Origin of the sequence: Paraburkholderia sp. 40 (assembly GCF_050434105.1) — a bacterium.
GTDB classification, from domain to species: domain Bacteria; phylum Pseudomonadota; class Gammaproteobacteria; order Burkholderiales; family Burkholderiaceae; genus Paraburkholderia; species Paraburkholderia tuberum.
In genome coordinates, this window is sequence record NZ_JBNPVY010000003.1 from 878,761 (window position 1) to 903,167 (window position 24,407).

At 58.8% G+C, this 24,407-nt stretch carries 27 protein-coding genes and 4 pseudogenes; 13 read left to right on the forward strand and 18 right to left on the reverse strand.

Going from position 1 to position 24,407, the window contains the following annotated elements; genetic code table 11:
• The first annotated feature begins 303 nt into the window (after window positions 1-303).
• Window positions 304-717, forward strand: coding sequence for a response regulator (locus OKW28_RS19470; RefSeq protein WP_429448114.1), 414 nt, complete (start codon window positions 304-306; stop codon window positions 715-717).
• Between the two features lie 539 nt (window positions 718-1,256).
• Here the strand turns inward: OKW28_RS19470 and OKW28_RS19475 are convergent.
• From OKW28_RS19475 to OKW28_RS19510, 8 genes are all read right to left on the reverse strand, one after another.
• The gene (locus tag OKW28_RS19475) at window positions 1,257-1,592 is read right to left on the reverse strand and encodes a hypothetical protein (RefSeq protein ID WP_429448116.1); all 336 of its coding nucleotides are present in this window, start codon (window positions 1,590-1,592) and stop codon (window positions 1,257-1,259) included.
• Window positions 1,593-1,678: 86 nt separating this feature from the next.
• Complete coding sequence (locus tag OKW28_RS19480; RefSeq protein WP_187635655.1) at window positions 1,679-1,882, reverse strand: cold-shock protein; 204 nt, start codon at window positions 1,880-1,882, stop codon at window positions 1,679-1,681.
• 249 nt (window positions 1,883-2,131) lie between these two features.
• On the reverse strand, window positions 2,132-2,872 hold the full coding sequence (locus tag OKW28_RS19485) for a 3-ketoacyl-ACP reductase (RefSeq protein ID WP_429448118.1): 741 nt from the start codon (window positions 2,870-2,872) through the stop codon (window positions 2,132-2,134).
• Between the two features lie 62 nt (window positions 2,873-2,934).
• On the reverse strand, window positions 2,935-3,318 hold the full coding sequence (locus tag OKW28_RS19490; RefSeq protein WP_429448120.1) for a hypothetical protein: 384 nt from the start codon (window positions 3,316-3,318) through the stop codon (window positions 2,935-2,937).
• A gap of 165 nt (window positions 3,319-3,483) precedes the next feature.
• Window positions 3,484-3,756 (reverse strand): XRE family transcriptional regulator, encoded by a 273-nt coding sequence (locus OKW28_RS19495; RefSeq protein ID WP_429448122.1) that lies wholly within the window; start codon window positions 3,754-3,756, stop codon window positions 3,484-3,486.
• A gap of 320 nt (window positions 3,757-4,076) precedes the next feature.
• The gene (locus OKW28_RS19500) at window positions 4,077-4,454 is read right to left on the reverse strand and encodes a response regulator (protein ID WP_429448123.1); all 378 of its coding nucleotides are present in this window, start codon (window positions 4,452-4,454) and stop codon (window positions 4,077-4,079) included.
• Window positions 4,455-5,020: 566 nt separating this feature from the next.
• On the reverse strand, window positions 5,021-5,449 hold the full coding sequence (locus tag OKW28_RS19505) for a VOC family protein (RefSeq protein WP_429448125.1): 429 nt from the start codon (window positions 5,447-5,449) through the stop codon (window positions 5,021-5,023).
• 159 nt (window positions 5,450-5,608) lie between these two features.
• A complete protein-coding gene (locus OKW28_RS19510) occupies window positions 5,609-5,785 on the reverse strand; it encodes a DUF2442 domain-containing protein (protein ID WP_429448127.1) in 177 nt (58 codons plus the stop codon).
• A 124-nt stretch (window positions 5,786-5,909) separates the two neighbouring features.
• On the opposite strand from OKW28_RS19510, the pseudogene OKW28_RS19515 reads away from it, so the two are divergent.
• Window positions 5,910-6,037: pseudogene (locus tag OKW28_RS19515) on the forward strand (cold-shock protein); the annotation flags it as partial.
• 266 nt (window positions 6,038-6,303) lie between these two features.
• Here the strand turns inward: OKW28_RS19515 and phaP are convergent.
• Window positions 6,304-6,885, reverse strand: coding sequence for a TIGR01841 family phasin (gene phaP, locus OKW28_RS19520; RefSeq protein ID WP_429448128.1), 582 nt, complete (start codon window positions 6,883-6,885; stop codon window positions 6,304-6,306).
• Window positions 6,886-7,470: 585 nt separating this feature from the next.
• Between phaP and OKW28_RS19525 the strand changes: the two genes are divergently transcribed.
• Window positions 7,471-7,923, forward strand: a complete 453-nt coding sequence (locus tag OKW28_RS19525; protein ID WP_429448129.1) for a methyltransferase — start codon at window positions 7,471-7,473, stop codon at window positions 7,921-7,923.
• A gap of 90 nt (window positions 7,924-8,013) precedes the next feature.
• On the opposite strand, the pseudogene OKW28_RS19530 reads toward OKW28_RS19525, so the two are convergent.
• Window positions 8,014-8,316 (reverse strand): annotated as a pseudogene (locus OKW28_RS19530) (SOS response-associated peptidase family protein); the annotation flags it as partial.
• 430 nt (window positions 8,317-8,746) lie between these two features.
• Here OKW28_RS19530 and OKW28_RS19535 point away from each other — a divergent pair.
• The 5 genes from OKW28_RS19535 to OKW28_RS19555 all read left to right on the forward strand — a co-directional run bounded on the left by OKW28_RS19535 (window position 8,747) and on the right by OKW28_RS19555 (window position 11,730).
• On the forward strand, window positions 8,747-8,947 hold the full coding sequence (locus OKW28_RS19535) for a hypothetical protein (RefSeq protein WP_429448131.1): 201 nt from the start codon (window positions 8,747-8,749) through the stop codon (window positions 8,945-8,947).
• Between the two features lie 48 nt (window positions 8,948-8,995).
• The gene (locus OKW28_RS19540) at window positions 8,996-9,472 is read left to right on the forward strand and encodes an aldo/keto reductase (protein ID WP_429448132.1); all 477 of its coding nucleotides are present in this window, start codon (window positions 8,996-8,998) and stop codon (window positions 9,470-9,472) included.
• Window positions 9,417-9,818, forward strand: a complete 402-nt coding sequence (locus OKW28_RS19545; RefSeq protein WP_429448133.1) for an aldo/keto reductase — start codon at window positions 9,417-9,419, stop codon at window positions 9,816-9,818. Before OKW28_RS19540 ends, OKW28_RS19545 begins: the two co-directional genes overlap by 56 nt.
• A 653-nt stretch (window positions 9,819-10,471) precedes the next feature.
• Window positions 10,472-10,819 carry a hypothetical protein gene (locus OKW28_RS19550; RefSeq protein WP_429448135.1) on the forward strand — a complete coding sequence of 116 codons (348 nt, stop codon included), beginning with the start codon at window positions 10,472-10,474 and terminating at the stop codon, window positions 10,817-10,819.
• A 482-nt stretch (window positions 10,820-11,301) separates the two neighbouring features.
• Window positions 11,302-11,730 (forward strand): hypothetical protein, encoded by a 429-nt coding sequence (locus OKW28_RS19555; protein WP_429448137.1) that lies wholly within the window; start codon window positions 11,302-11,304, stop codon window positions 11,728-11,730.
• 309 nt (window positions 11,731-12,039) lie between these two features.
• Here the strand turns inward: OKW28_RS19555 and OKW28_RS19560 are convergent, their stop codons facing one another.
• Window positions 12,040-12,291, reverse strand: a complete 252-nt coding sequence (locus tag OKW28_RS19560; protein WP_429448804.1) for a DUF2934 domain-containing protein — start codon at window positions 12,289-12,291, stop codon at window positions 12,040-12,042.
• A gap of 246 nt (window positions 12,292-12,537) precedes the next feature.
• On the opposite strand from OKW28_RS19560, the gene OKW28_RS19565 reads away from it, so the two are divergent.
• A complete protein-coding gene (locus OKW28_RS19565; protein ID WP_429448138.1) occupies window positions 12,538-13,152 on the forward strand; it encodes an NIPSNAP family protein in 615 nt (204 codons plus the stop codon).
• A 108-nt stretch (window positions 13,153-13,260) separates the two neighbouring features.
• Window positions 13,261-13,674, forward strand: coding sequence for a type II toxin-antitoxin system ParD family antitoxin (locus OKW28_RS19570; protein ID WP_429448140.1), 414 nt, complete (start codon window positions 13,261-13,263; stop codon window positions 13,672-13,674).
• A 126-nt stretch (window positions 13,675-13,800) separates the two neighbouring features.
• Here the strand turns inward: OKW28_RS19570 and OKW28_RS19575 are convergent.
• Both OKW28_RS19575 and OKW28_RS19580 read right to left on the reverse strand, forming a co-directional pair.
• Window positions 13,801-14,103, reverse strand: a pseudogene (locus OKW28_RS19575) (transposase); the annotation flags it as partial.
• Window positions 14,104-14,304: 201 nt separating this feature from the next.
• Window positions 14,305-15,219 (reverse strand): LysR family transcriptional regulator, encoded by a 915-nt coding sequence (locus OKW28_RS19580; protein WP_429448142.1) that lies wholly within the window; start codon window positions 15,217-15,219, stop codon window positions 14,305-14,307.
• A gap of 95 nt (window positions 15,220-15,314) precedes the next feature.
• On the opposite strand from OKW28_RS19580, the gene OKW28_RS19585 reads away from it, so the two are divergent.
• Window positions 15,315-16,292: a zinc-binding dehydrogenase gene (locus OKW28_RS19585; RefSeq protein ID WP_429448144.1), complete on the forward strand. Its 978-nt coding sequence runs from the start codon at window positions 15,315-15,317 to the stop codon at window positions 16,290-16,292.
• A 449-nt stretch (window positions 16,293-16,741) separates the two neighbouring features.
• Here OKW28_RS19585 and OKW28_RS19590 read toward each other — a convergent pair whose 3' ends face one another.
• Window positions 16,742-17,620 (reverse strand): LysR family transcriptional regulator, encoded by an 879-nt coding sequence (locus OKW28_RS19590; RefSeq protein ID WP_429448146.1) that lies wholly within the window; start codon window positions 17,618-17,620, stop codon window positions 16,742-16,744.
• A gap of 142 nt (window positions 17,621-17,762) precedes the next feature.
• Between OKW28_RS19590 and OKW28_RS19595 the strand changes: the two genes are divergently transcribed.
• Window positions 17,763-18,611: an oxidoreductase gene (locus OKW28_RS19595; RefSeq protein ID WP_429448148.1), complete on the forward strand. Its 849-nt coding sequence runs from the start codon at window positions 17,763-17,765 to the stop codon at window positions 18,609-18,611.
• Between the two features lie 472 nt (window positions 18,612-19,083).
• Here OKW28_RS19595 and OKW28_RS19600 read toward each other — a convergent pair whose 3' ends face one another.
• From OKW28_RS19600 to OKW28_RS19615, 4 genes and pseudogenes are all read right to left on the reverse strand, one after another.
• Window positions 19,084-20,205 carry a glycosyltransferase gene (locus OKW28_RS19600; RefSeq protein WP_429448150.1) on the reverse strand — a complete coding sequence of 374 codons (1,122 nt, stop codon included), beginning with the start codon at window positions 20,203-20,205 and terminating at the stop codon, window positions 19,084-19,086.
• A 422-nt stretch (window positions 20,206-20,627) separates the two neighbouring features.
• Window positions 20,628-20,762: pseudogene (locus tag OKW28_RS19605) on the reverse strand (O-antigen ligase family protein); the annotation flags it as partial.
• Between the two features lie 727 nt (window positions 20,763-21,489).
• Window positions 21,490-22,869 (reverse strand): sensor histidine kinase, encoded by a 1,380-nt coding sequence (locus OKW28_RS19610; RefSeq protein WP_429448152.1) that lies wholly within the window; start codon window positions 22,867-22,869, stop codon window positions 21,490-21,492.
• Entirely contained in the window at window positions 22,856-23,539 is a 684-nt protein-coding gene (locus tag OKW28_RS19615) for a response regulator transcription factor (RefSeq protein WP_429448154.1), read from the reverse strand. The genes OKW28_RS19610 and OKW28_RS19615 overlap by 14 nt, the downstream gene beginning before the upstream one ends.
• Window positions 23,540-23,705: 166 nt before the next feature.
• Here OKW28_RS19615 and OKW28_RS19620 point away from each other — a divergent pair, with 166 nt between their 5' ends.
• A complete protein-coding gene (locus OKW28_RS19620) occupies window positions 23,706-24,383 on the forward strand; it encodes a response regulator transcription factor (RefSeq protein ID WP_429448155.1) in 678 nt (225 codons plus the stop codon).
• Window positions 24,384-24,407 lie beyond the last annotated feature (24 nt).

Consider the following 24,407-nt stretch of genomic DNA (forward strand, 5'->3'; position numbering starts at 1 on the left):
CGTTGCTCCGGCCCGTTCGGACTGCGTCCGGCGACGGTAATCCGCCTGCGCGCCGGCACCGTACATTCACGTTAAGAGCGCCGTTTCGAGAATCGGGCCTGATAGATGCTGGTCAGCCATCGACACGGATGTGTTCTGCGCGGCCGGGACAGTCATTCGTCGCATCTTGCAGCAGTCAGCGAACGCCTTGTCCACGCTGAATTCATGACGCGTCCTAGACCTGCTTCCAGTTACTGATTACCGGTGCTATGGACCGGCTCAATCCGTGACGTCGTTTGCGATTTGGTCGGACTGGGAATTGATGTGGGCACAACCAGTCAGCTGGTCGCGGTTATCGACGACGAATCCATATTGCGCGCCACCAAACGGCTTCTGCGTTCCCAAGGCATAGAGGCTGACACGTTCATCGACGGAGGCACGTTCCTGGAACGCCTGGCCGCGAACCCTTCGTACCATCGCGAGTGCGTGATACTCGACATGGAATCGCCCGGCCTCAACGGCCCGTCAGGTCCAGCACCGCTCGCAGGAACGGGCACGCCCATAATTTTCATCACTGCAAGCGACGACATCGCTGCGCGGCAGACGGTGTTGACCACAGGCGCAATCGCCCGCTTCCCAAAGCCCTGTGACAGGGATGCGCTGGTCAGAACTGTGCAGGGTGCGCTGGGTGGGACAACGCACCGGGGCGCGTCGCCCGAGGCGCCCACCGGGCAATGAGAAAGGCGGCGCCCTGAAGCAAGTGCGTGCTGTCGAATGGCAGGTCAACTGCTGCACCGCGCATGCTTCCCCGCTGATTGGGAAACAGGTTGCAAGACAAGTCGCAGCCCAGCGGCGCCCAAGGAAACAACGCCAAAAGCTTCATACCAGCAAGACCGAATCTGCGGAGCGCTCAGGTGAGGGTAACGAGATATTGCACGTTCACTCTTCGGATATCCGTCCTGGTACCGGCGAATGCGCTCCGTCGAGCAGACCATGAATCGCCTTTATCACACGGCCTATGGGGGCGGGCTTTAGTAACAGTACGTCCCATCGCGGCTCCTCCGGTTCACGCGGTAGCGCCGCCGCCAGCATGACCACTGAAATGTCGGGTGGGGCGGTATCGCCCTTTAGCCGTCGACACAATTCGACGCCGTTAATATGCGACATCATCCAGTCCGTAACAATGAGACCGGGCTCTCGATGGCAGCTACGGCGCGCGCCGCCTGTCCATCCCCGGCCGTGAGCACAAGGTATCCCTCCTGCTCCGTCAGCGCGATTCACCCCTCGCAGAGGTCGCGGCACGGCCCGTCATATCGAACGTCGAGCGACGACCCGTCCTTGAAAACGAGTCGCTTCACGACTCCGGAATCCTGGACTCTCTGAACGGCGCCCCGCTCCACGAAGACGCCAGGGCGTTCGTCGGGTAAAACCAGCTGCATCAACGGTCCGTATGTTTGCATGGCGTTGAAAAAGCTCGGTTCCGCAGAGGGCTCCGTCACCCCCAGCCAGTAAACCAGGGCTGCGCCAGGATTTCGGACGTCGCGTGCGAGAAAGCGCAACGTCTTGCGGGTAACCTGGCAGGACGAGGGTTCGATATGCGGCATCTCGTGCATGCGGGTCTCCAGCTGGTTGTCCGTACGTTTTGCGAAACGGGCCGCATAACGGCCCATTCATCGCGACGAGGCGAGCGTCGGGCTTGTTACAGCGGCTTGATGTTGGCAGCCTGCTTGCCCTTTGGCCCCTGCTTCACGTCGAAGCTGACCTTCTGATTCTCCTGCAATGATTTGAAGCCGCTGCCCTGAACCTCAGAGAAGTGGGCGAACAGGTCTTCTCCTCCGTCGTCCGGCGTGATAAAGCCGAAGCCCTTGGCGTCGTTAAACCACTTTACTGTTCCGGTTGCCATATTCACTCCACAAAAGTTTAATGTCGCATTCGCGTTTGCTGGATTTCACAGCGCGGCGAATCAGAAGGAAGAGTCTCACCACGCTGACACTGTTTCTGCGCGTCACATCGGTCGTTGATGTGTCGCGACTGGTCCTCTATTGAGCCCTCAATGTGGGCGCCGCGAAGCCGCTTGCATCTCGTCGTACCTTGGCGAAAACGCAGGCCGGGACTGCTAGCGGCCTGCGCGGACCACGCGTCCAAAGAGGTCTCAACCCATGTGAAGCCCACCGTTGAGCGAAAAATCAGCACCGGTCGCAAAGCCGGATTCATTGCTGGCGAGCCACGAGACGATTGAAGCAATTTCCGACGCCTCTCCGAGACGGCGTACCGGAATGCCCTGAATAATTGCGTCCAGTACTTCAGGACGCACGGCACGAACCATATCCGTGCCGATGTATCCGGGGGAAACCGTATTCACCGTGATGCCCTTCGTCGCTACTTCCTGGGCAAGCGACATCGTAAAGCCGTGAATGCCCGCCTTCGCAGTCGCATAGTTGGTCTGGCCAAACTGCCCTTTCTGCCCGTTCACCGACGAGATGTTGATGATTCGCCCCCACTCCCTGCTAACCATCCCCTCGATGACCTGCTTGGTGACATTGAAGAGGCTGGTCAGGTTCGTATCAATGACATCGTTCCAGTTCTCTCTGGACATCTTGCGAAACGTCCCGTCCCGCGTAATGCCGGCGTTATTCACCAGCACGTCAATCTCGCCGACGTCCTTCTTCACCCTGGAAATCGCGGCCTCCGTAGACTCCCAGTCACCGACATTCCCTTCGGATGCGGTGAACGAAAAGCCCAGCGCCTCCTGCTCCTTCAACCATCTTTCTCGCCGGGGCGAGTTGGGTCCGCAACCGGCGACGACCGTGAATCCGTCCTTGAACAACCGCTGACAGATTTCTGTACCAATTCCACCCATGCCGCCGGTAACATAAGCGATTCGCTTTGACATGTTCTTCCCTCGGTTGTTGCGGTTAAGAATTGAAACTTGTAGTTCGCCAACATACATCTGGCTTACGCTGCTTGGCGCGCGTTGGCCGCCCGCAAGGCCGTGCCTTTCAGCTTCCGGGCGGCAGGTTTGCGAGCAGACACAGGTACTGTCGGCGCGCTGGGTACCTCCTCTGGCAAACGGCCACGCTCAATAAAGTGCTGGAGCACCTTGCCCGCCAGCGGCTTCCCGCGCTGCTCCAGTCTTCTCAGAAGGGCGTGCGCAAATGATTTCAGGTCGTCGCGTCCGTGCGAGGCCTCGAACTCCAGAATGGTTTCCGAGACCGCCGCGAGCATGCTTTCCTCGTACAGCGTGTTCGTGATATGCGAGGCGCCTCCCGACAACTCCATCTCGTACTTATTGAGACGCGGTGCCTGGTCGAACGCTGCATCTTGTTTAACTGCCTTCACATCGATTCCCTCCGGGTTTGCCCAAGAGACGCCTGCTGTGCCGCATCCGAAATGCGTACAACTGCATCATTGCGAGTGCGATGCCGACCGGGCTGCGAACTTCAGAACGTACGGGAATCCACGGAGCACAAACTCCCCTGGCCCGCGATTCCCGCGAACTGCGAATCAGGCGACCGGAGGATGCCCAGTGCAAAGCCAGTGAACGTCGAGATGGAGGATGGTGGCGAGACGCGTACAAGCGTTCAGCGGCGGCACGGTGATTCCGCCTCGCCAATATTGCACGTCATATTCGCTCACACCCAGCCACTTCGCTGCACGTGCCGAACTGATGCCGGCGCGCTTCAATGCCCTGTTGAGGCGTGCGGCCAAGGCGCGCGTCAGGCGGTCATTCCAGGCACTGCGCTCGAGATAACCGATACTTTGAGTATGTCGATTCACTTGTCTAACTTCTCTCAGATTTTATTTATTTGCAATTCAACACCGGATTTTCCGGTGCCGGTCGAATCTACTTATTGGTCACGACGGCTTCATGACGCCATGATGCCTTTTCGCCGGCACGCCGAATGCCACTCTGGCGGGCGTTATAGTTGCGAGAACAACTATTCCTCCGCGCGTGCAGCGGCGCCAACCCATAAATAAATGTTCACGTTTGCCGTTGCACATATACGACAAAAAGGTCGTCCAAACCATCCGGACGAGCACAACCCGGGCTTGCGTTTAGCTCGGCCCTGGAGTGACCGCAGACAGCCAAGCAATGCCTAGGCGGCCAGGAGCGCGCTCGCCTCACCACAGCTTTGAGCATCTTCAATGACTTGCAAAAGTGCCTCGAGGGAGAACGGCTTGTGCAGACAGACATCGAAAAGCCGCGCGAGTCCGCCGTCCTCACTATCTCCTGTCATGGAGACCATGAAGGGCCGGTCAGCGAAAGGCGTATTGACAATCGACAGTGCGACTGCACTTCCTTTGATTCCGGGCAGGTTCTCGTCAAGCAGGACCAGTTCGAAAGCGCGGTAGCACAGCAGCGAGAGCGCGCTTTCTCCGTCTTCTACCACCGTGGCGCGGTGACCATAGCAGTCAAGCAGGAAAGCCAGACTGTCCGCGACCACTTCATTATCTTCGACGACCAGCACGTCCATTCAATGTCTCCTTAAATGCCAAAAACCTCGGGTTAACATTGATTCGTATTATTATATTATCCTAATTGTTTGGATGGCTTACGTATGTTAAATGGTTATGCCCAATTCCACCAGACGTTTAGCTTAAAATAGCAGCACGAACGTCCGTGAGTTTGGCGACCGCCCTGCCAGAATTAATAATGTATGTACGTTGGCGCACGTCCGTAACCAGCACTATTTAGCCGCCCGGTAAAGCTGATGACACGCCTTTCACATCATGGAAACTTCATGCGACGAACCATCGGTTTCCGCCGACAACTGCTATCTTTCGGGTTTCCTCCCCCGGCGGACGGTGGAACGCGTTATTTCACTAAAGGTCCCGGTTCAGTATTTCTGGGCGCCCGACGACGCCGACGACGCGCGGCTACCGAAGGCGTTCGCTGACGGAAGCAGGCGAGTCACCGCCGTCGCCGGACGGAAGATGCTGAACTGCGCAACACGAGCCCCGTCGTGCTGGACGCAAGTGGGTTCGGTGACCGGCGCTTTGCCTACCCGTTCTGGCTGCTTCATTTGTGCCCGATCGGGCGCTACTTTTCTTCTCGCATCCCCGGCGTGAAAGTGATACCGACCAGTAGTCCTTCGGGTGATATGAAACGACTCACCCTCTGCCCCCAAGGCTCTTTCCTGCTCCTGACGAGCATTCGATGTCCTCGCGATTCAAGCTCCGCCGTTGCCTTTTCGACACGATCAACATCAAACTCGAGCCAGGCCTGTGGAGCAAGAATGTCGTCGGGCCAGGAGTCCTTGCCAAAACACGACTGCGCCGCCTGAGAAAGTGGCCACAGGGCGAAACTTTTTGCTCCCTTCAGAACCTCCGTATGAAGGTAGCCGCCACTCTCCTCCTTGAAGGGGATGCCGAGGTTCTCACCGTAGAGCTGGCGGCTTGCGCCCACATCACGAACGATTTGAACAAAGCCCGCGGCGAACAGAATTTTGATGTTTTCGATTCGTTCCATGGCATCTCCCCAACTAATAATTGAACGGCGCCTTACGCGATGTATGGCGACACCGCTCCGGTGCCAGGCAGGAGCCGCGAAGTATCTGAAAAGCGCTAGCGACGTGCCGTATCAGACAGAAAGGCAAGCAGCGCAGACACCTTCACATTCTCATCGATGTCAGGCCAGAACAATTGCAAGCGGTCCATCGAGATGGCAAATTTGTTCCCGCTCAGCTGGCGTCGCTGTCTCCCGAACTGGAGACCAGTTCAATGGGAATCGGACAGCCCGTCCGTCGGACAGGTCCAGAAGCAAATGCGTGCCGTCGAAACGCACGTCAACTGCCGCACCGCGCATGCTTACCTCCCAAATGGGAAACAGGTTACAAGACAGGTCGCAGTCCGGCGGCGTTGAGGAAAGAACGCCCGACGACGCGAGTCAGCACTACCTGAATTGCCAACCGCCTGAGTGACGGGAATTTGGCGAGGACCTGTTTGTGCACTTCCCGAGGTTCAGGCAAAAGGCTTCAAATCGCTGCACGAAAACCAGAAGGTAAGCTCTGACCTGAAGCAAGGCCCGAAGGTAGCGGCAAAAATCTATCCCAGCTGACACCTCAGCGCAACTCGCTGACATGCAAAGAATGGTCCGCCCGAGCGGACCATTCTTTCTTAAGCTATTTGCCGTGACACGGTCTCCTCTGGTGTGTTGGTCCCGGCGCGAGCCTGGTAACAGACGCGGGCGGACCTGACGTGCGCCCGAACGACCGACCAGCGCACACGAGAGCCGGGCGTGTCCGGTTGCGGCCAGGTCGAAGTGTGTGGCCAGGCGCGTTAGCTCGCCGCGCCGTGCGACCACGGGTTCGACGTTCCTTCAAATCATTGCTTCGCCGCCTTCGCCGCTTTTGCTGCTTTCTCGACTGCCTGGTCAGCCGCTTCGGTCATCTCCGATGCGGCTTGTGTTGCGGTGTCCAGGTTACTTTGCGCGACTTCGACTGCCTGCTTCGTGGCCTTTTGCACGCTTTCCTGAGTGGTGTTGGCCAGCGTGATGGCTTGTTTCAGAAATGCGATTGCGGCTTCGGAGCCGACCGGGGCGTTTTGCGCGAGATTCTCGACGAACGATTGAACCTGGTGGCTGACCTCCTGGTACCGCGCATTGACGACCTCTGCCAGCTGCGTTTGCGTGGTCGACGCAATCTCCGCAACCTGACGTTCGTACGTCAGGACCTTCTCCGCCGAGTGCAGCGCCAGCGCGTCCTGCAGGCCGGCAACTTCCTTTCGGTCCTTTTTCGCCAGCCCGTCTTGCTCGCGTTGGTGCCAGTCGGCAAGCGTCATTTTCGCCGTATCGAGATTCAGTCTGACGAGCTTTTCCTCGCCCTCCAGCATTCTGCTGGCCAGGCCGAAAAAGAAGTCAAGATTAGCTTGCTGGGCTGTAGCAGCCTGTCTCTGAAAATCACTCATGTTCGCCTCCAGAAGATGTATGCCCAACGCCCAGCATGTTCGGCAACGGTGACCAACTGATGAAGCGCGCCGTCTGCAAGCTCACGGGTCGGCTGCATTTTCGACACCAGTTCCGCAGGCGTATTGGGCCTCGGCCGCGAGCCCGTACAACGTCCTCTGCGCTGGGCTGCGTAAGAGTTCTCTTCGGACGTCGACAGATGCAGGAACTGCAAACGACGAAAATTCAATTACAGGACGGTAGCGGTCGGAGCGCCAATTGAATCTGCCTATCCGGGGCACCCTTGAAGAAGGGTGTTTTTTCTCTCGCCGCCACCTGCTGGATGCGTCTGCGCCCTTATTGCGATGGCGCTTTCGCCGAAACCATCATCGCGATGGTGACGAGGTCGTGGAACAGCACGCCGCTCCTTTCCACGCAAGCAGATATTTCGCCAGTGGAACTTCCGAGACCATCTGCATATGCTATACAGCGTTCCCAAGAACTTTTGCGTGTGTCACACCGTGAGCCTATCTTTCCTGAAGCACTGGTTGAGCAGTCCGGCTAGCGTGGGCGCTGTTGCGCGCTCTTCGCGATATCTTGCAGACGCGATGGCCGAAGACGTGAGGTCCTTCGACGCAATAGTGGAAGTTGGAGCAGGAACGGGCGCCATTACCGAAGTCCTGGTGCGGAAGCACCCCCAGGCTAGACTTGTTTTATTCGAACTCGCCGAAGGTTTGGCAGCGAAACTTGCCCAGCGCTACCCGCGGGCGGAAGTTATCGCGGGACCGTTCCACGAAAACGCGAAGGTGCTGCAAGGGCTTCCCGAGCGGACCATCTTTGTATCAGCGCTCCCGTTCCGGTCGTTGCCGGCAAGTGTTATTGCCTTGACCGTTGACACGCTTGCCCAATCGTTGCGAGTCGCTCCTGTTCGCAAGCTGGTCCAGTTTACATACCAGCCAAGCGCACCTTTTACTCCACCCGCCGGTTTCTTCTGGCGTCGCTGCAGGACCATTTGGCGCAACGCGCCGCCAACTAGTGTGTGGCAGCTCATCCAGGTCTGATTCAAGCCGCCTGTTCGGGCCCAGCCCTCGCTTACCGTCTATGGACGGGAGGGAACCGAATGGAGTGTCGCCAGGGCGACGTTCCGAGCGTTCCGGGTTGTCACGGCCCGCGTTGTAAGTGCTCGGGCACTTCACGTCGTACGACGCATGCTTGCCAGCAACGCGGCACTGGTAGCGCATGGGCTTGATGACCCGTCGGGTCATCCTCCTCCACGACAAGGACTCGCGCATAGTGTCCCGGAAAGATACGCGAGTCGAGTGCATTCGGCTCGGTCGGTCGGATGTCATGAAGCTTGCCAAGGTCCACTCGATTTTGTCGGTCGCGATGCGTTTGCTCTCAGTAGCGCCTCTTGTGGCCCTGCTTTGCACGGACCGCTCGGCATCGGCCAGGCGGATGCATGCTTGTTCAGGTCTGCTCGGTGCATGGCTCGCAAGCGAGATTAGGCCAAACATCATAAATTGGGCGGTGGTCGCGTCATTCGTGGTGACGTCCGTATGAATTCTCATCACGAACAAGCTCGACGACGCTGATGCGGTCCCCACGACGCATCCAATTGGCGTCCTTGGGACCACGGTGCTGGCGTTCTTCGTTGTGGAAATAGGAGACAAGACACGAATCGTTACTCGGCGAACCGTATCCTACCGGCGATTTCACGAAATATACGCTGGTATAAGTTCTCAATGCCAATGCACTATCAGCACGATACGTTGGAAGAATGGATTTGCCAACCCGCCACGGCTACCATTATTTCATGTCGGACGCATTCCCGCTGCGCGCTCGCGACGAAGGGTTAGCGCATCTGCTCAGTCGCAGGAGAACGACATGTTCAATTCGACTATGTACCGGCACCCGGGGGCACAGGAGATTGCCATGTTCATCTATTCGATACGTTATCGCGATGTCTGCGGCCGCTGGTCGGTTGCCTTCGTACAGGCCGCTTCACAGTCCGACGCTGAGGCGATTGCAACCCGCCGTTATGGCGCTTTCCATTCCGCCAGCCGAGCCGGCTCACAGCAAGCATGACTAAGGCAGCGTAGATGCTGGACTTGAATCAGCTTGGGGGGAGCATCAATGGAAGCTTTGAAGACACAGGGAATTGAACCTCCACGCGTCGGATTTGGCACATTCCGCATGCCGGGTGGTGGCTGCCAGCCGGTAGTCGAGAGTGCGCTCGAGCTTGGATATCGACACATCGACACTGCCGAGATGTATCAGAACGAGGAAGCCGTAGGCGGCGCGATTGCCTCCTCGGGTCTCGCACGCAAGCAACTACATCTGACGACCAAGGTATGGCACGAGAACCTCGAGTCGGAGTCGCTCCATCGCGCACTGGACGTCAGCCTCGGCAAGCTTGGTGTCGACTACGTTGACCTGTACATGGTGCATTGGCCGTCGCGTGACATGGACCTCGCGTCGTCATGGAGACAATGCAAGGCTCTTTCTGCAGAACGGCACAGTTCGCTCAATCGGTGTGTGCAATTTCAACGTGACGATGCTGCGAAAAGCCATCGAGGAAATCGGCGCACCCATCGCCCGCCACCAGATTGAATACCACGCGTTTCTCGACCAGTCGAAAATGCTGGGCTACTCGCGCGAGAAAGGCATTCCACTCGTCGCCTATGCCCCACTTGCACAAGGCAGGGCCGCGAGCGACCCTGTACTACAAGGAATCGGGCTCAAGCATGGCGTGACCGCTGCCCAGGTTGCACTCGCGTGGCTTCTGGAACAGGACGGGGTGGCCGTTATTCCTAAGGCTCAACGCCTCGAAAGTCAGAAATCCAATCTCGACGCGCTGGCGGTGCCACTCGACGATGATGACGGGCAAACTATTGCGGTGTTGCCGAAGAACCACCGTTTCGTCACTCCGCCGTTCGCGCCGCAGTGGGATACATAAGTGTTGTCTTCCTGTCGCAGAGTCCGTCCGCTAGTCATTGCCGCAGCGCTAGCGCGCAATCGACGTTGATTCATCGACATTTATCACATCGCACCCCCCTATCTCGGAGCAGTCCATGTATTTGCTAGCCGCCTTCGTAGCCAACCTCGCCCAAGACACGGCCTTTCATCGCTCCATGTCGAGCGCACCGAGGGCATCCATTTTCCCGAGAATGGAGTGGGTAACCTGTGCACGATAATCGCACAACCGCATTGCCAATATATGAGTGCAGCGGCCGCAATCGCATACCTGGTTATTGCTTCAGTTCGTCCTGGTTATCGTAAAGTTCACCTCCTCGCACCCGACCTCAATGCGCTCGCGTTTGCCGCTCAAACCCGCTCAGATTGTCAACCTCGCACTTAAACCGTACGTTGCCCTGGATTGGATTGAACGGTGTGGGCTATGCGAGGAGTGGGCAAGTGTGCGCATCAAATCGAGTAATGAGGCGACGAAATGATGTTCAAACACCTGGCATTTTCATCAGGGCTTGGCGTCATTCGCACTTACCCTTTCGGGGGCAGCTATGGCCCGCGTCAATGTCGGACCAGATATAGGGGTTCCCGCGCCTGTGTATGGGCCACCGCCGCCCGCCTTATGATGCTCGAAGCTGGGGGATGTCGATGAAAGCCGGAGAATATGCATCTAGCACGCTTACCTGCATTTGCATCCTGGGAGGCGCGTGGAACGGGCTGGGGATTCATGGATTCGAGGGCGTATACGACGACTACGGCGGACTTCGAGCGTTTGACGACTTCGTCGATGCCTTCAGATGGGTCGTGGACACGTATCCGTATATTTGCTACGACTCTCTCCGCGATATGGTGGTGACTGTCACGGACGATTCTGGTTACGGCAGTGATGACCCCGATTGCGCATTGCTGACGATGCGGATGCCGGACCCCGAGACGCTTCGCGCCTGCTACGACGAGCACAGGGTCCGAATGGAGCGCGCGGCTGATTAGCGCCGCTTTACAGTGTCGCGGCGGTCAATTCTTGTGTCGGACTTCGGAATTGGTACGTTCGGAAGTCGAAGGCGAAGTCGCTTGACGTCCCTGGGCAAGTCCGGTTAGCAACGAAGCAGGCGACGCAACTCCTCGATTTCGGCCCAGCCGAGGCTCCTGCCATAGTTGACCCGACAACGTGCCCTGATGTCGCCGATGCCAGCTTCGCCCGCATGCCGAAATGCGGCTGACCAGTTCGATGAGCTGCAAGGCGTCGATGCTGCAGCCTTGGTTTGATGCAGGTAGGCCAATCCGATGTCGGCAGCGGGTCAAAATCATTTTGGTGTCGACAGCAAATCTGCTTGTTCCCTCCCCCGGAGGTCACCGCGTCGTTTTTGCCGAAGTACACCGCTCGGCCGCTTAGCCTCCCGCCAGCGGGCGTCGTGTATTATCGGTGAACACCGACGTTGCCCCGAAACAGGTTTTCCGCACAGGAGGAGCCAATGGACGTATCTTTTCTCATCGACCCACTGCGCGAGACTGTGACAAGTGTCCCGGATGGCTACGCGCGAGCCGCTGGACTGATAGGCACCGATACGGCGAGCGGATCGCCACTATGGTCGGAAGCGACTGACCCGGATGCCTCTGTCGAGGTGATTACTGCGGACGACAGCCTGACGAACGAGCCCCTTTCGCGTGGCTTTTTCATGGTTACCTTGACCAGGGACGGTGTACCTTATGAACGCGTATTTGCGGGCAAGGCAATTCTGAACGCCTATGGCAACCCGCCGTCGGACATCAAGGACCAAGTGAAGACGCTGAAAGCTGCACGAGAGCGCGTCAGGTTTCTCGGCTCGGAAGATGCGCTCCTTTGGTTCGAGCAGCACGCAGGTGGTGCCCCCTTCAACCTCGACGGGTCCACGGAAAACTGATTCTCAACGCCGAGCATTTTTGAGTCTGTCGGAGACAGCCCTCGCTATACCTGTAGGTCACCAGGACCCTCAGTGAGGAACTCTATGTCGGCTATTCCTCAGCGAACGCCGAGATTCCTAGTCACGCGAAGCTTGGGTATAGGCACCTGGCTGGACTGTCGTCGCGGTCGCACGCAGCGGCAACGAAGGAATACCGCGCAAGCACCGCGCCGCCGTGCAGTTCGCCAGCAAGAGGAATGTAGTGGCCTGGGTTATGGCTCGGCCACGCACTCAACGGCGTGGCTACTCCTCAGCGCTAGCCGGTTTTCGTCACCCTGGCAGCCGGCCCTTCGGGCCGTCTCCGTTGCCGTCGGCTTCCGATTCTTCCTCATCTATCTGAAACCGCGCTTGTTCCCAATACTCGTCGGCGCGTCCCTCCGGGCTGTCATCTTTTTCCCAGAGTTCGTATCGCGGGAAGAGAGGATTCGTGTACGGGCGTACGTAGTTGGTCGTGAGGAACCTACCCTCATCGTCAGACGTCCGGGCTTTCTGTCGCGGGAGTCCGCGCCCGGCAGTCACCATAGCTGGCTGGCGATCGTCCACTGGGGCTCCGCGGCCGATGCCGACGCTTCGATGGAAGGGCTCTCGTCGGAAGCCATCGCGGCGCAATTCATGTCTCTGATTGAGCCGGGCTCGCTGCGAATGAAACGCTACGGTCGGCACCAGGCACGGTCTGAAAATGTGCTTCCCTCCGGGCAACAATAGCGCTCGCTTTTCAATCCAGGGAAACGACCGGAACGTCTTTCACAACCGGCGAAGGAGATTTATATGCTATACGAACTGACTACGCTTTCGTGCGCTCTTCTGGAGCAGGAAGCCGTATCCGACGGCGCACGCCGCTGGGTGTCCGACACCAACGCGGGTGGTATCGTCCTTGGTTCATGGCGAACGGAGATTGGCGAGCTCGCGAGAATCATCGTCTTGCGCAAGTTCGAGACTATGCATGAACTCCAGCGTGAACGTGAACGGGCTTATATGGACGAGCAGCCGTTTCATATAGAGAACTCGCACATCCGGATAGACATGGAAAGCTATGCGCTGTTTCCTTTTTTGCCAGCAGTCGAACCAGCGGCATTTGGCAGGTTTTACGAGTTTCGCCGCTACTGGTTGAAACCCGGTGGAATCGCGCCAACCATCGCCGCCTGGGAGCAGGCCATCGGCCCGGCCGAAGCTTACACTTCTCATCTGGTCGCGAATATGTACGCACTCGACGGCCCTCCTCGCATCACCCACATCTGGGGATTCTCAAGCCTCGAGGAGCGTATGGCGCTACGGGCACATCACTATGCCGAGGGGCTCTGGCCGCCTGAAGGCGGTCCCCAGCAGATCGCAAAGGCGACCTCGACGATTTGCCTGCCTGAAGCGTGGTCGCCGATGTGCTGATGTTAACGACAGCGATGTTCAGATCCTGTATCGCACCGGGGCATACCAAAACTCCGGTATCGCGACCGCAGGTCCCGATCTGAGTTGCCAAAAGGGTGCTGGCTCGTTGTGCTTCTGAAGACAGAACAGGACGAAAAACTCGTCTTCTCAGACCTCGGCCGGACATGTTTCGCGGAATGGCATAATGTGCCCGCACCCGTTCAAAAGGACCCGCTCGACATGCCGACTCGCAACGTAGTGGTCACGGACCACGAGGATTCACCGGTCGACCGGCCCGCCAAATCTGGCCGCTACCAGAACGCAGGCGAAGTGGTACGTGAAGGCTTGCGGTCGGTCGAACGTGAGGATGCCGAGGGTGGCGCAAGGATCGAAGCGCTACGCGATGCTGCGCAAGCGGGCATGGCGGACGTGAAGGCGAGAAGAATCCAGAGCGTTGACTCCGCAGAGGAACTGTACCAACACTTCGGCACCGTCGCGGCAGGCGCGATCGAATCCGCTCATGACCGGGAAAGCGGACATTGAGTCACAAAGGCAACGGCATGTTCGGTCCGCCCAACGCATAAGACCATGCGCCCTTCGCGTCCAATCCTTCAGTATTTCGGCGGCTCCCTCGGGCCGGTGAAGGTGCGCGACAAAGCTATGCGCGGCATGTGCGCGCACGATGGCCGAATCGATCAGCACATGCTTGATCTCGGTTTCGTCGGCTGCGGCGTGAATCACGGGTTCCCACACGCCCTTGCGACGCCGCCGGGAGAATCGCATGTACACCGTATGCCATCGGCCGAAGGCCTTCGGCAAATCGCGGCATGGGTAGCCGGCCCGGCCGATCCAGAGGGCAGCTTCGACAAACCAACGATTGTCGCTCGCCGTTCGCCCTGGGTCGCCCTCCTTGCCCGGCAAGACGGATTCGATTCGTGCCCATAGTTCATCGCTCAATAACGTTCGAATCATCGTGGCCTCCTCGCGCAAAAGACAAAGATATAAACACATTTCATCGAGTGTAAGCAGCCCCTAGTCGAGGCATGGAGCCTCGCCCCGGTTATGTCTTCGATCCATCCGGGTCCTGTGTCACTTCGCGGAGGATACAGAGTCAGGGGGGCAGCAGAAACAGCATCGACATAGTTACTCGATCTGCGCGAACGTCTCTCTGATTCACGCCTCTCTATCAATCCTGAAGTCCGCGGCCGCCTCCCTGATGTGTTGCCAAAGTAGATCCGCGATCGGCCCGTGAGGTAGATCTCGCCGGCGCGCTGCCGTGATTTCGATCCGTCCGCCTTGCAGATGCCGTCCGCCGATCGACAGAAGGCGCCCGTCACGCAACTCCTGTTCGATCAGATAATCGTGGAGATGGCCCCAGGCTGCGCCCTGCACAATGATCTCCTTCTTCATCAACTGATCGCCCACCGTCCAGGTCTGCGCGCCCTCGATGATGTAGTAGTTCGGCCGATCGATGTGACGCGCCGTGTCTCGTATCACGCATTGGACGTAGCCACGCATCTGCTCAGGCGTGACCTCATCCGAGATGGGAATGTGAAGAAATCCCGGCGCTACAACAGGGACGAGTTTCACCACGCACAAGTCGATGTACTCGAGCCGGGGATCGGCTTTGTCGATATGGTGAATGATCAGATCGGCTTCGCCGTCGAAGAGGCGCTCCCACGGCCCTGCAATAGCCTCGACGTGCAGATGCAGCCGCGTAGCCGGATGGTCATCGAAGAAGCCGCGCAGCAGTCGGAGCACCTCGCGCACAGGTGAAAGATCGCCAATCACGACACGTAGCTCGCTCTCCTCGCCCATGGCCAGTTGCGTAGCGTGGTTCTTCAGTCCACGCAGCTCAAGCAGAAACACGCGGACATGTTCGTGGAACGAACGCCCAGCCTCAGTCAGCGCGACGCGATAGCCGCTGCGATCGAGCAGCGTCAGACCTAGCTGTCCCTCCAGGTTCTTCACAGCGGCGAAAACCGTCGGTTGCGTGCGCCGAAGTTTTTCGGCCGCGGGCTGAAAACCGCCTTCCGAAACGACTGCGTCGAAGCACTGCAACTGATACAGCGTTAAACCTTCAATCATCGGTCGGCCCTATCGAGTTCATCGAAACTTCATTATTTATTGCAATTTCTCCAATCCCTAATATTAGAAGGCACCCACTTACCTGGAGATATTTCATGCGTGCCATCGTCATCAAGCGGTACGGCGGTCCAGATGTGCTGAGCATCGAGGAGCGGCCCGATCCTTCGCCCCGGGCCGGTCATGTTCTGATCGAGGTCAAGGCCTTCGGCGTGAATCGCGCCGAGACCCATATGCGCGAGGGTACATGGCCCGAAGCGACCGAGATCAGCGGAATCGAGTGCGTTGGAATCGTGAAGGCTGATCCGGACGGGCGCCTGATTCCGGGACAAAAGGTCGTCGCCTTTATGGGCGGCATGGGACGCAAGATTAACGGCAGCTATGCCGAGCTGACCAACGTGCCCACCAGCAACGTTGTGCCGGTTGAGACGAATCTGGCCTGGGAGCATCTCGCGGCGATTCCGGAATCCTATGCGACGGCCTGGGCTGCCCTGTTCGGCAACCTCAACCTCGAGTCCGGCCAGACAGTTGTCATTCGTGGGGCCACCTCTGCGCTGGGACGGGCGGCGGTGGAGATCGCCGCGCACGCAGGCGCCTGCGTCATTGCCTCGACGCGCAACCCCGATCGCGCGGAGTCTCTCGAGGCGCTAGGCGCCAGGCAGGTGTTGTCGGAAGAATCCGACCTTCCACGGCGCGTGCGCGATCTGCATCCCGATGGCATAGACGCCGTGTTGGAGCTGGTCGGCAACAGCACCGTCGTCGGCTCGCTCACGATGGTTCGTCGGCACGGCCGCCTCTGTCTGGCGGGCTTTCTCGGCGGCACCAAGCCAATGACCGACTTCACGCCGATGGCGGAGCTCCCGAGCGGGGTGCACTTCAGCTTCTTTGGCAGCTTCATGTTCGGCACACCCGCATTTCCGACATCCGAAGTACCGATGCAGCTCATCGTTGATCGCGTGGAACGCGGCATCTACAAGGCAAAGGCCGCACGAGTCCTTCGTTTCGAGGAGATACGCGACGCTCATCGCCTGATGGAAGCCAACATTGCAAACGGCAAGATCGTCGTGCGCCTGTAGGTGGCGGTCGTCGGGACCTGACGTCGCGGCCTGCGTCTCACCGGCCGCGCGTGGACTTGGCGCAAGGAATTGACCAGGTCCTGGGTGACATGCTCCCGACGGGACCAGGGAACAGCGCGAGGAGCCTTCCCGGATTCCGCTCTATTCAATTTGGATCAACCGGCTTTCACCACGGGCGCTTCGGACGGTTTTGCAGATATAAGCGTCACTTGGGCGACGCGTTGCAAGTGTTGACGAACGGCAAAAAATGGCCGCTCCCTACCTGTTGGTAACGGCTGGACGTGTCCAGCGGCAAGGCCCACGAATGAGCATTCGTAAAACGCGGAAAAGAGAAAGATTCGAGGTCCTACCAGAACAGCCCGTTTTTCGTATGACGCATGTGAACTCTCTCAGATTCTGGCTCGCTTGTGGGAAAAGCTGGAATCTTTCAGCCGGCGTGCGTCGGCTTTTTACTTCCCCCGCAGGTGCATCAACAACGCGGCTAGCACCGGCGAAACCTGTTTGCGCGACGGATAGTAGAGGAAGAATCCGGCAAATGGCGGGCACCAGTCGTCCAGCACTCGAACCAGACGCCCTGTTTCAACCAGCGGTGCGGCCTCGTGCTCCAGCACATACGCCACGCCAAGACCATCGACGGCGGCCTGCATCATCAGGTCCGGCTCATTGAAGGTCAGCGGTCCCGACAGCGCCACTTTCAGTTTTCTTCCACCGTTTTCAAACTCCCACGAATAAACGGTGTCCGCGCTTTCCATCCGGTAGTTGATGCACCGGTGATGCCGAAGCTCTTCCGGCGTCGCCGGCGTTCCATGTTGCGCCAGGTACGCCGGCGACGCGACCACAGCCATCCTGAGCATCGGTCCGACCGGCAACGCCACCATGTCCTGTTCGAGCTTCTCGCCCAGCCGGATGCCGGCGTCGTAGCGACCGGAAACGAGATCCGTGAACGCATAGTCAATGATGACTTCGACAGTCGCGTCCGGATAAGTCGCGCAGAAATCGCCGAGTACCGGACGGATGACCGCCTCATACCCCTGCTTTGTGGCGGTGATTCGAAGCGTGCCCGAAATGCGGTCGCGAGTCCGGCTAAGGTCGCCCAGGACACTGTCGATCGCGTCCAATGCAGGTTCCAGCGTCAACAGCAGCGTTTGTCCCTCGGCGGTGGGCGCTACGCTACGGCTTGTTCGTCGAAGCAACGGATAGCCGAGGCGATTCTCCAGACGCTTGATCGTGTAGCTCAGCATCGAATTGGACACGTTCAGTTGCGCTGCTGCGCGCGAAAAGCTCCGTGTCCGCGCAACTGCCGCGAAAGCCGAGAGGTCATCCAGCACCCCTCGCGTCATTGTTCTATCTGATTGCATGACGCTTACAAATTATCCGGGATGATCGAATGAATACTCGCATTTATCCTTTCTCATGGTCAAGGCATCGGGCGAAACCGATGTCGATATTTCGAAGTGAAACGGAGGAAGGATGATTGACGACAATGCGGTATGGATGATCACGGGAAGCTCGTCGGGTCTCGGTCGCGCGTTGGCCGAGACGGTGCTGCAACACGGCTATCGTGCGGTTGTGACCGCTCGCAACCCGGATGCTGTGTATGGCCTCGCAAAACGCTATGGCAATCGGGCCATCGCGGTGGGTCTCGACGTCACTGATTCCCGGCAAATCAACGCGGCAGTCAAGGCTGCGCATGACGGCTTCGGTCAGGTTGACGTACTTGTGAACAACGCCGGCTATGGCTATATCGGGGCAATCGAAGAAGGCGAAGATGCCGCGATCCGCGCGCAGTTCGATACCAATGTGCACGGCGTTATCGCCATGATCCAGGCCGTGCTACCGGCTATGCGGCAACGCGCGAAGGGGCACGTCGTCAACGTGAGTTCGATTGGAGGACTGACCACTTTTCCGAACGTCGGCTACTACCACGCGAGCAAATACGCGGTGGAAGGTCTATCCGAAACGCTCGCAAAGGAAGTGGCGCCATTCGGCATTGGCGTGACGGTCGTCGAACCTGGCGCATTCAGGACGGATTTTCGCGGCCGCTCGATGCAGCAATCCAGGATTCGTCTCCCTGAGTTCACTGCGACTCTCGGCAAACAACGCGATGCCCTGCTCGCCTCGCACGGAAAGCAGCAGAACGATCCGGCGAAAGCCGCACTTGCGATCATCGACGCGCTGAAGGCGACGCAACCGCCGTTGCATCTTCTGCTGGGGGCAGATGCGCTTGAGCTCGCGCGCAAACAGCTTGCTGCAATGGCCCAGGATTTTGACGCGTGGGAGACGCTGACACGAAGTACTACTTTTGACGAACCGGCGTAGATGCGGGCCAGCGAACGGGTCAGGCTGTAGATGCCAGTCTGCTCGTTCGAGTGGGAATCAACGTCCGCTTTCGAGGGCGGACATTCGCTGGTCAGAAGCGGATGTCTTTTGTTGGCCGATCCTGGCCCGACGCCGCACCATCTGATTACTCCGCCGCTGAAAAGTCCACGTCCGTCAGCACTCGACCCACCCCGGACCTACGGCGGGTCGTCATTCGAACGGCAACTTCCCGAAGTTGAACTGCCATTGACGTGAAGATCGACCACCTGACTCTGAACTTGTAGCGAACACAATTTCCGCGAAAAATCATCAGCCGACCGTTCTTACCACTTGGGTTCAAACTTGCTCGCAAGGATTGCACGCCGCAACCGTCTTCGGGCAAGCAGACGTTGACCCGCACGCATCGCAAACGGAACTGCGAGAACGATGCCAACAATTGCCAAATATTTCATTCCTAGCTCCAAATTACATTTCAGGGCGGCGAGCCCGAGTCCGCCGCCGCAAGCCCACACCGTGCCTTTGCTAACGCACGCGTTCGTGCGCGCACTCGCCGCAACGCCAGCCACCATCCAAGGCGCATCCGCTTTTGCAGCCGGATCGGCGCGGATCCTACGGCCGGGGGCGCTGTCGCTCCGCGTGGCGCGTCTACCTTGAGTTTGTCGACAAATCGCTTGAGAGCGGCCAGTTCACTCTCTTGGGAAAAATGCGCGCGCAGACTAGCCATCCCTGGCTCAAGCTCAACAAGATCGTCAGCGCTACCAGACAACAAACGAACGCGCCCCTCGACCCTTCTGACGAAAGCCCCAAGATCGCCAACGGCGATTTCTTCAAAGTTTGGTGATGCCCAGTATTCCCGGCCGCCGCCGCCGTGATACCCAATCACGTAGTTTCCACACAGCGCAGCCTCAACTGGCGGCAAACCTAGTCCTTCCAAGCCAGAAAACGACATGAATATCCGCGATTCCTTAAGCAGTGCTGCGACTTCTGCCTCATTCATACCGTCGATCCCACGAATTTCCCAACTCGGAGGCAGTCGCTTCTTCAATGCAAAGACCACGGCGGCCGCATGCGCACCGTTCTTGCGCGGCATATACGTGATGAGGTTGCGTTTCTTGCCCTCGGCGTTAAACACGCTGCCATCTACCGAGCAAAACACCCGACCAATCCGGCCTGTCAGGTGCGGATAGTGAAGCGAAATCAGTGAGGAGGTATCCTCTGAGATAGACAGGATTGCGGATGCATTCTGATATGCGTGATCTACGTCGCCATCGGTACAACCGCCGTCGCGGTCACGCAGATAGTATCCGTTCTGGACAAAAATCGAGTACTTCAGTCTGCTCGGAGCCAGGATGCGCGCAAGCTGTGCCGCTTTAATTTCTGGCAACACCAGATGATCTGTCGGGCGCAGCTCCCTGTCGGAAATCAGGTGGGCGGCATGTTCGGCCCACGGGTACTCATAACCACGCCTTTCATGCATGATCGCGGAAGCGATCATGCCACTGTTATTCAGGCGGATGGAATGGTCGTAGATGACTTTAACCCCGCCAGCGTGCTCGTTTGCTCGCGGCGACGTGCAAAAATACACTAAACGCACTTTTACTTTTCCTTCGTTTATTTTGATCCGCTTGCGTGCTTGAAGACGATGACTCAGATCCGATTAGCTAAGTACCTTAGGCACAAAAATCGCTTGCAACCTTGCGAGGTCGACTGAGACCTCACAATCCCGTGCGGTGGAAGCCCTAGCTCCTCCACGCAACACATATAAGCCTCTCAGCCGCTACGCCCGGGTTCCAGTCCGCAAGGTCCTAGCGACCAAATTGGCGATAATACGGCTCCGCAGGACGTCTGCCGCCGGAACCGTGTGAGCAATTTGAGAAAGATCATTGCGACCTCGATCGACTAGCAAACTCGCCGGTAATGCGTTGGTGCGTGGCCGAATCCGAAGATCGGAACGTCGCAGCGCTCTCTGCGTTGATGTCGTCGGTCTGACCGACGCGAATGAGAGCCGGTTGTGACCACAGCAGCGCCGAGCGCCAGCGCTAGAAGCGCGAAGAAACAGTAGCCGGTACCGCCTCGCACGATGAGATTTAGAGCGGGTGCCAAGAACAGGAGGGCTGTGCTGAACCAGATTAGGCTAGGCGCAAAAATCATAGGGCAATAGTGCGTAAGACTACATTCCAGTGAGCCGATGCGAAGTTGCGAAGTCGATCGTATTCCGTGCATTTTCTGAATGATGTTTCATACTTGAAGGGCCAACGGCGGGGGCTAGATACGCTTTCCAGGTCGACAACGCAACCGGAAATGCCTGCCTTTTTGAGGAACCGTGAGCGCTTCAGCCTTGTGTTAAGCCCGACCGCTCGATCGAGGGGCGCAGCGTTGCGCCGTTGTCAGCAACTTCGTTCATGATCGTTGCTGTTGGTGTGCAAGTGCACCGAGAATAACACGCGGAAAAGGTACAGATAATGGCAACTTCGCCCAAATGCTTGAATAGTCTTCGTCCAATCCGGCGAGTGCATCTCGACGCGCGCGTGAACACGTGGACGTCACTGGCAGCCATTTTTTTCGATTAGGCAACATTCTCCTCGCGATTTCGAATGGCCGTTTGCTGCTGCCGAACAGCCGTCTGAATGTCCGAATTATGGTGCAGGTGAATGACGCCTCATGGCCGACCAGCGCCCGACGACCGAACGCCAAAAACACCCCGGTCGCGGGGCTCGCGCAACAGACACGAGCCGACCCAAGACCGTCCTTCGGTAAGCTTCCCTGAACGTCCGAAGTTCGTGTTCGAGAAGTCATTCGACTGTGGACCGACTCGTCGTTCAGCAAAAACAATCGGCCGTTACCTCAGTGGCCACACTGTCCGAGCTGGACAAGAAGCTCAATCCAATGCTCGGATGACCGCTGGACGGGTATTCCTGAGTAGCGTTACGCTGCAACCCGTCGGCACATCGTTGAAGCGGATCGATATGTCATGCATGCCTGCCACAGCATGCGTCAGGCTCAGTCCAAGGCCATTGCCGGGAGTGTGTCGACTCGCCTCGCCGCGATAGAAGCGGCGCAGCACTGCCTGTCGCTCGTCGGGTGCGATCCCCGGGCCGTCGTCAGCGATTGTGATCCCGAAGCCAGCAGCGTCGCGGAAGAGGTCCACCGACACGTGACCTTCCTCCGGCGCGAACTTGATCGCGTTCTCGACGACGTTGGCGATCGCTTCGAACAGCAGATTGCGGTCGCCTTGTAGCTCGATCGAGCCGGACGCCGTGCGTCGATAATCGAGCGTCACGCGCTTTTCTTCCGCTGTCGGCTCATAGAACTCGATCACATCGTCGACGACTGCGGCCAGGTCGACCGTCACGAAGTTACCGTGCCGCGCGTTGCTCTCGATTTCGGAAATGCGCAGCAGCGCATTGAAGGTGCGCAAAATCCCACCCAGTTCGACTATCGCGTTCTCGGTGGCGGCACGGTACTCCTCTTCGGAAGCGGCACGTCGTTGCGCGCGCTCAAGCCCGGCCATGAGCCGCGTCAGCGGCGTACGCAAGTCGTGGGCGATTGCGTCGCACACGCCCTTGACCTCCTGCATCAGGCGCTCGATCTCGTCGAGCATGCCGTTGACGACGCGCACCAACCTGTCAATGTCGTCCTGCTTCGCATGGACTGGCAAGCGGCGGCTGAGATTGCCCGCCACGATTTCCTCGATCGATTGTGTCACCGCATCCAGCCGCCGCACCGCCCCGACCCCAACTATCGCCGCGCCAATCAGTCCGGTAAAGAGCATCAGCACACCCACCGACACCAACGCATGCAACAGTTCTTCATCGAAGTGATCGAGTTCGCGCGTGTTCTGGCACAGCAATGCGGTGCGGCCATCCGGAATCCGCGCGGCGATGCAGCGTGCGGGCACATTTTGCTCAGGCAGTTCAAGGCGCGTCGAAAACGGCCGGTCGAAGTACGGCAGTTCCGGCCGGCCGCCGGGAAGACCGCCCGCGATGTGTTTGCCCTGCGTGTCAAACAACGCAAACGGACGCTGATGGCGCGGATCGAACTGGCTCTGATGATTAAAGCGCGCCACCAGCTCGTCGGTTCCTTCCCGTACCAGCGCCGCATGCTCGCGCCGCAGCCATTCGTCGACGCGCTCGATCTCGAAGCCCGTGATCTCGAAATAGAGGTAAGCAAACAGCAACAGCGAGACGACACCGAACATCGCGAGAAACAGCGTCGCGAGACGGAAACTGGTGGTGCGGTGCAGGTCAGTCAGGCGCACGGAGGGTATATCCCGAGCCACGTACGGTATGGATCATCGGCATCGAACCTGTGGGGTCCAGCTTCTTTCTCAGGCGGCTGATATGAACGTCGATCACGTTGGTGCGCTCGTGGAGCCGGTAATCCCACACGGCTTCGAAAAGCATCGTGCGGCTGATCGTCTGACCCGCATGCTGCATCAGGTATTCGAGCAGCCTGTATTCGCGCGGTAGCAGTGCAATCGGGCGTCCGGCGCAGGTGACTTCGCGCGTGAGCAGATTCATCCGCATCGGTCCCACCTGGTATTCCTGGACGCTGGCCGGTACGTGGCGGCGGCGCATCAGCGCGTCGAGGCGTGCGGTCAGTTCGATGAATTCAAATGGTTTGGTCAGGTAATCGTCACCGCCGGCGCGCAGGCCGCGCACGCGCTCGTCGACACCCGAAAGCGCACTCAGGATCAGAACGGGCGTAACAATGCCTGCGCTGCGCAACGCGGCCAGCATGCCAAGTCCCTCAAGACCGCCGGCCAGCATCCGGTCGAGCACGATGGCGTCGTACTGGGTGGCGACGGCCAGCATCAGCCCGTCACGGCCGGTCTCGGCCGAGTCAACGCGGCACCCGTGATCGGTAAGTGCGTCGACGATCTCTTCGCGTGTCTGGCGGTCGTCCTCGACGACCAAAACGTTCGGCATACAGATTCCGGAGTAAGAGCGCATTGAGTCGCCATGGTGCCGCCCGGGCAGACGGCTTTGCGCTACGCTATGCGTTCACAGTATGCCGTGGCGCGGAAAACACCTGTTTCGCCCCAACATTAAAAAAATTTAACCCAGTTCAAATGACAGCTTACGGTTGGCCTGCATGCGAATCCTGATCGTGGAAGACGATGCGCGCGGCAGTCACTTCATCGCACGTGGCCTGATGGAAAGCGGCCATATCGTCGACACGGCCGCCGACGGAGCAACCGGACTCGCGCTTGCCCGCGAGGGCATCTACGACGTGATCGTCACGGACCGCCGCCTGCCGGCGCTCGACGGCATCGAACTCGTTACGCAACTGCGGGCGCACGGTCAAGCGACGCCGGTCCTGATGCTGTCCGCCGTCGCCGGGCTGACCGACCGCGTGGACGGCATTCGCGCGGGCTGTGACGATTATCTGGCAAAACCCTACGCATTTGCCGAACTGCTTGCCCGCGTCGAAGCACTGGCGCGCCGGACCGACCGGGCGCGTCTGCAGGACGTCTTGCAGGTGGCCGACCTCGCGCTCGACCGGCGGGGGCGCCGCGCGAGCCGCGCGGGACGCGACCTGCATCTGCAGCATCGCGAATTCCTGCTGCTGGAGTGCCTGATGCGTCACGCCGGGCAGATCGTCACGCGCAGCATGCTGCTCGAATCCGCGTGGAACTACCAGTTCGACCCGCGCGGCAACATCATCGACATGCACATGCACCGGCTGCGCGGCAAGGTCGATCGCGGCTTCGACAAGCCGCTGATTCGCACCGTGGTCGGTGCCGGCTACGTGCTCCGCGCGAACGGTTGAGCGCGCGGCGGCCTCGCGCAATTC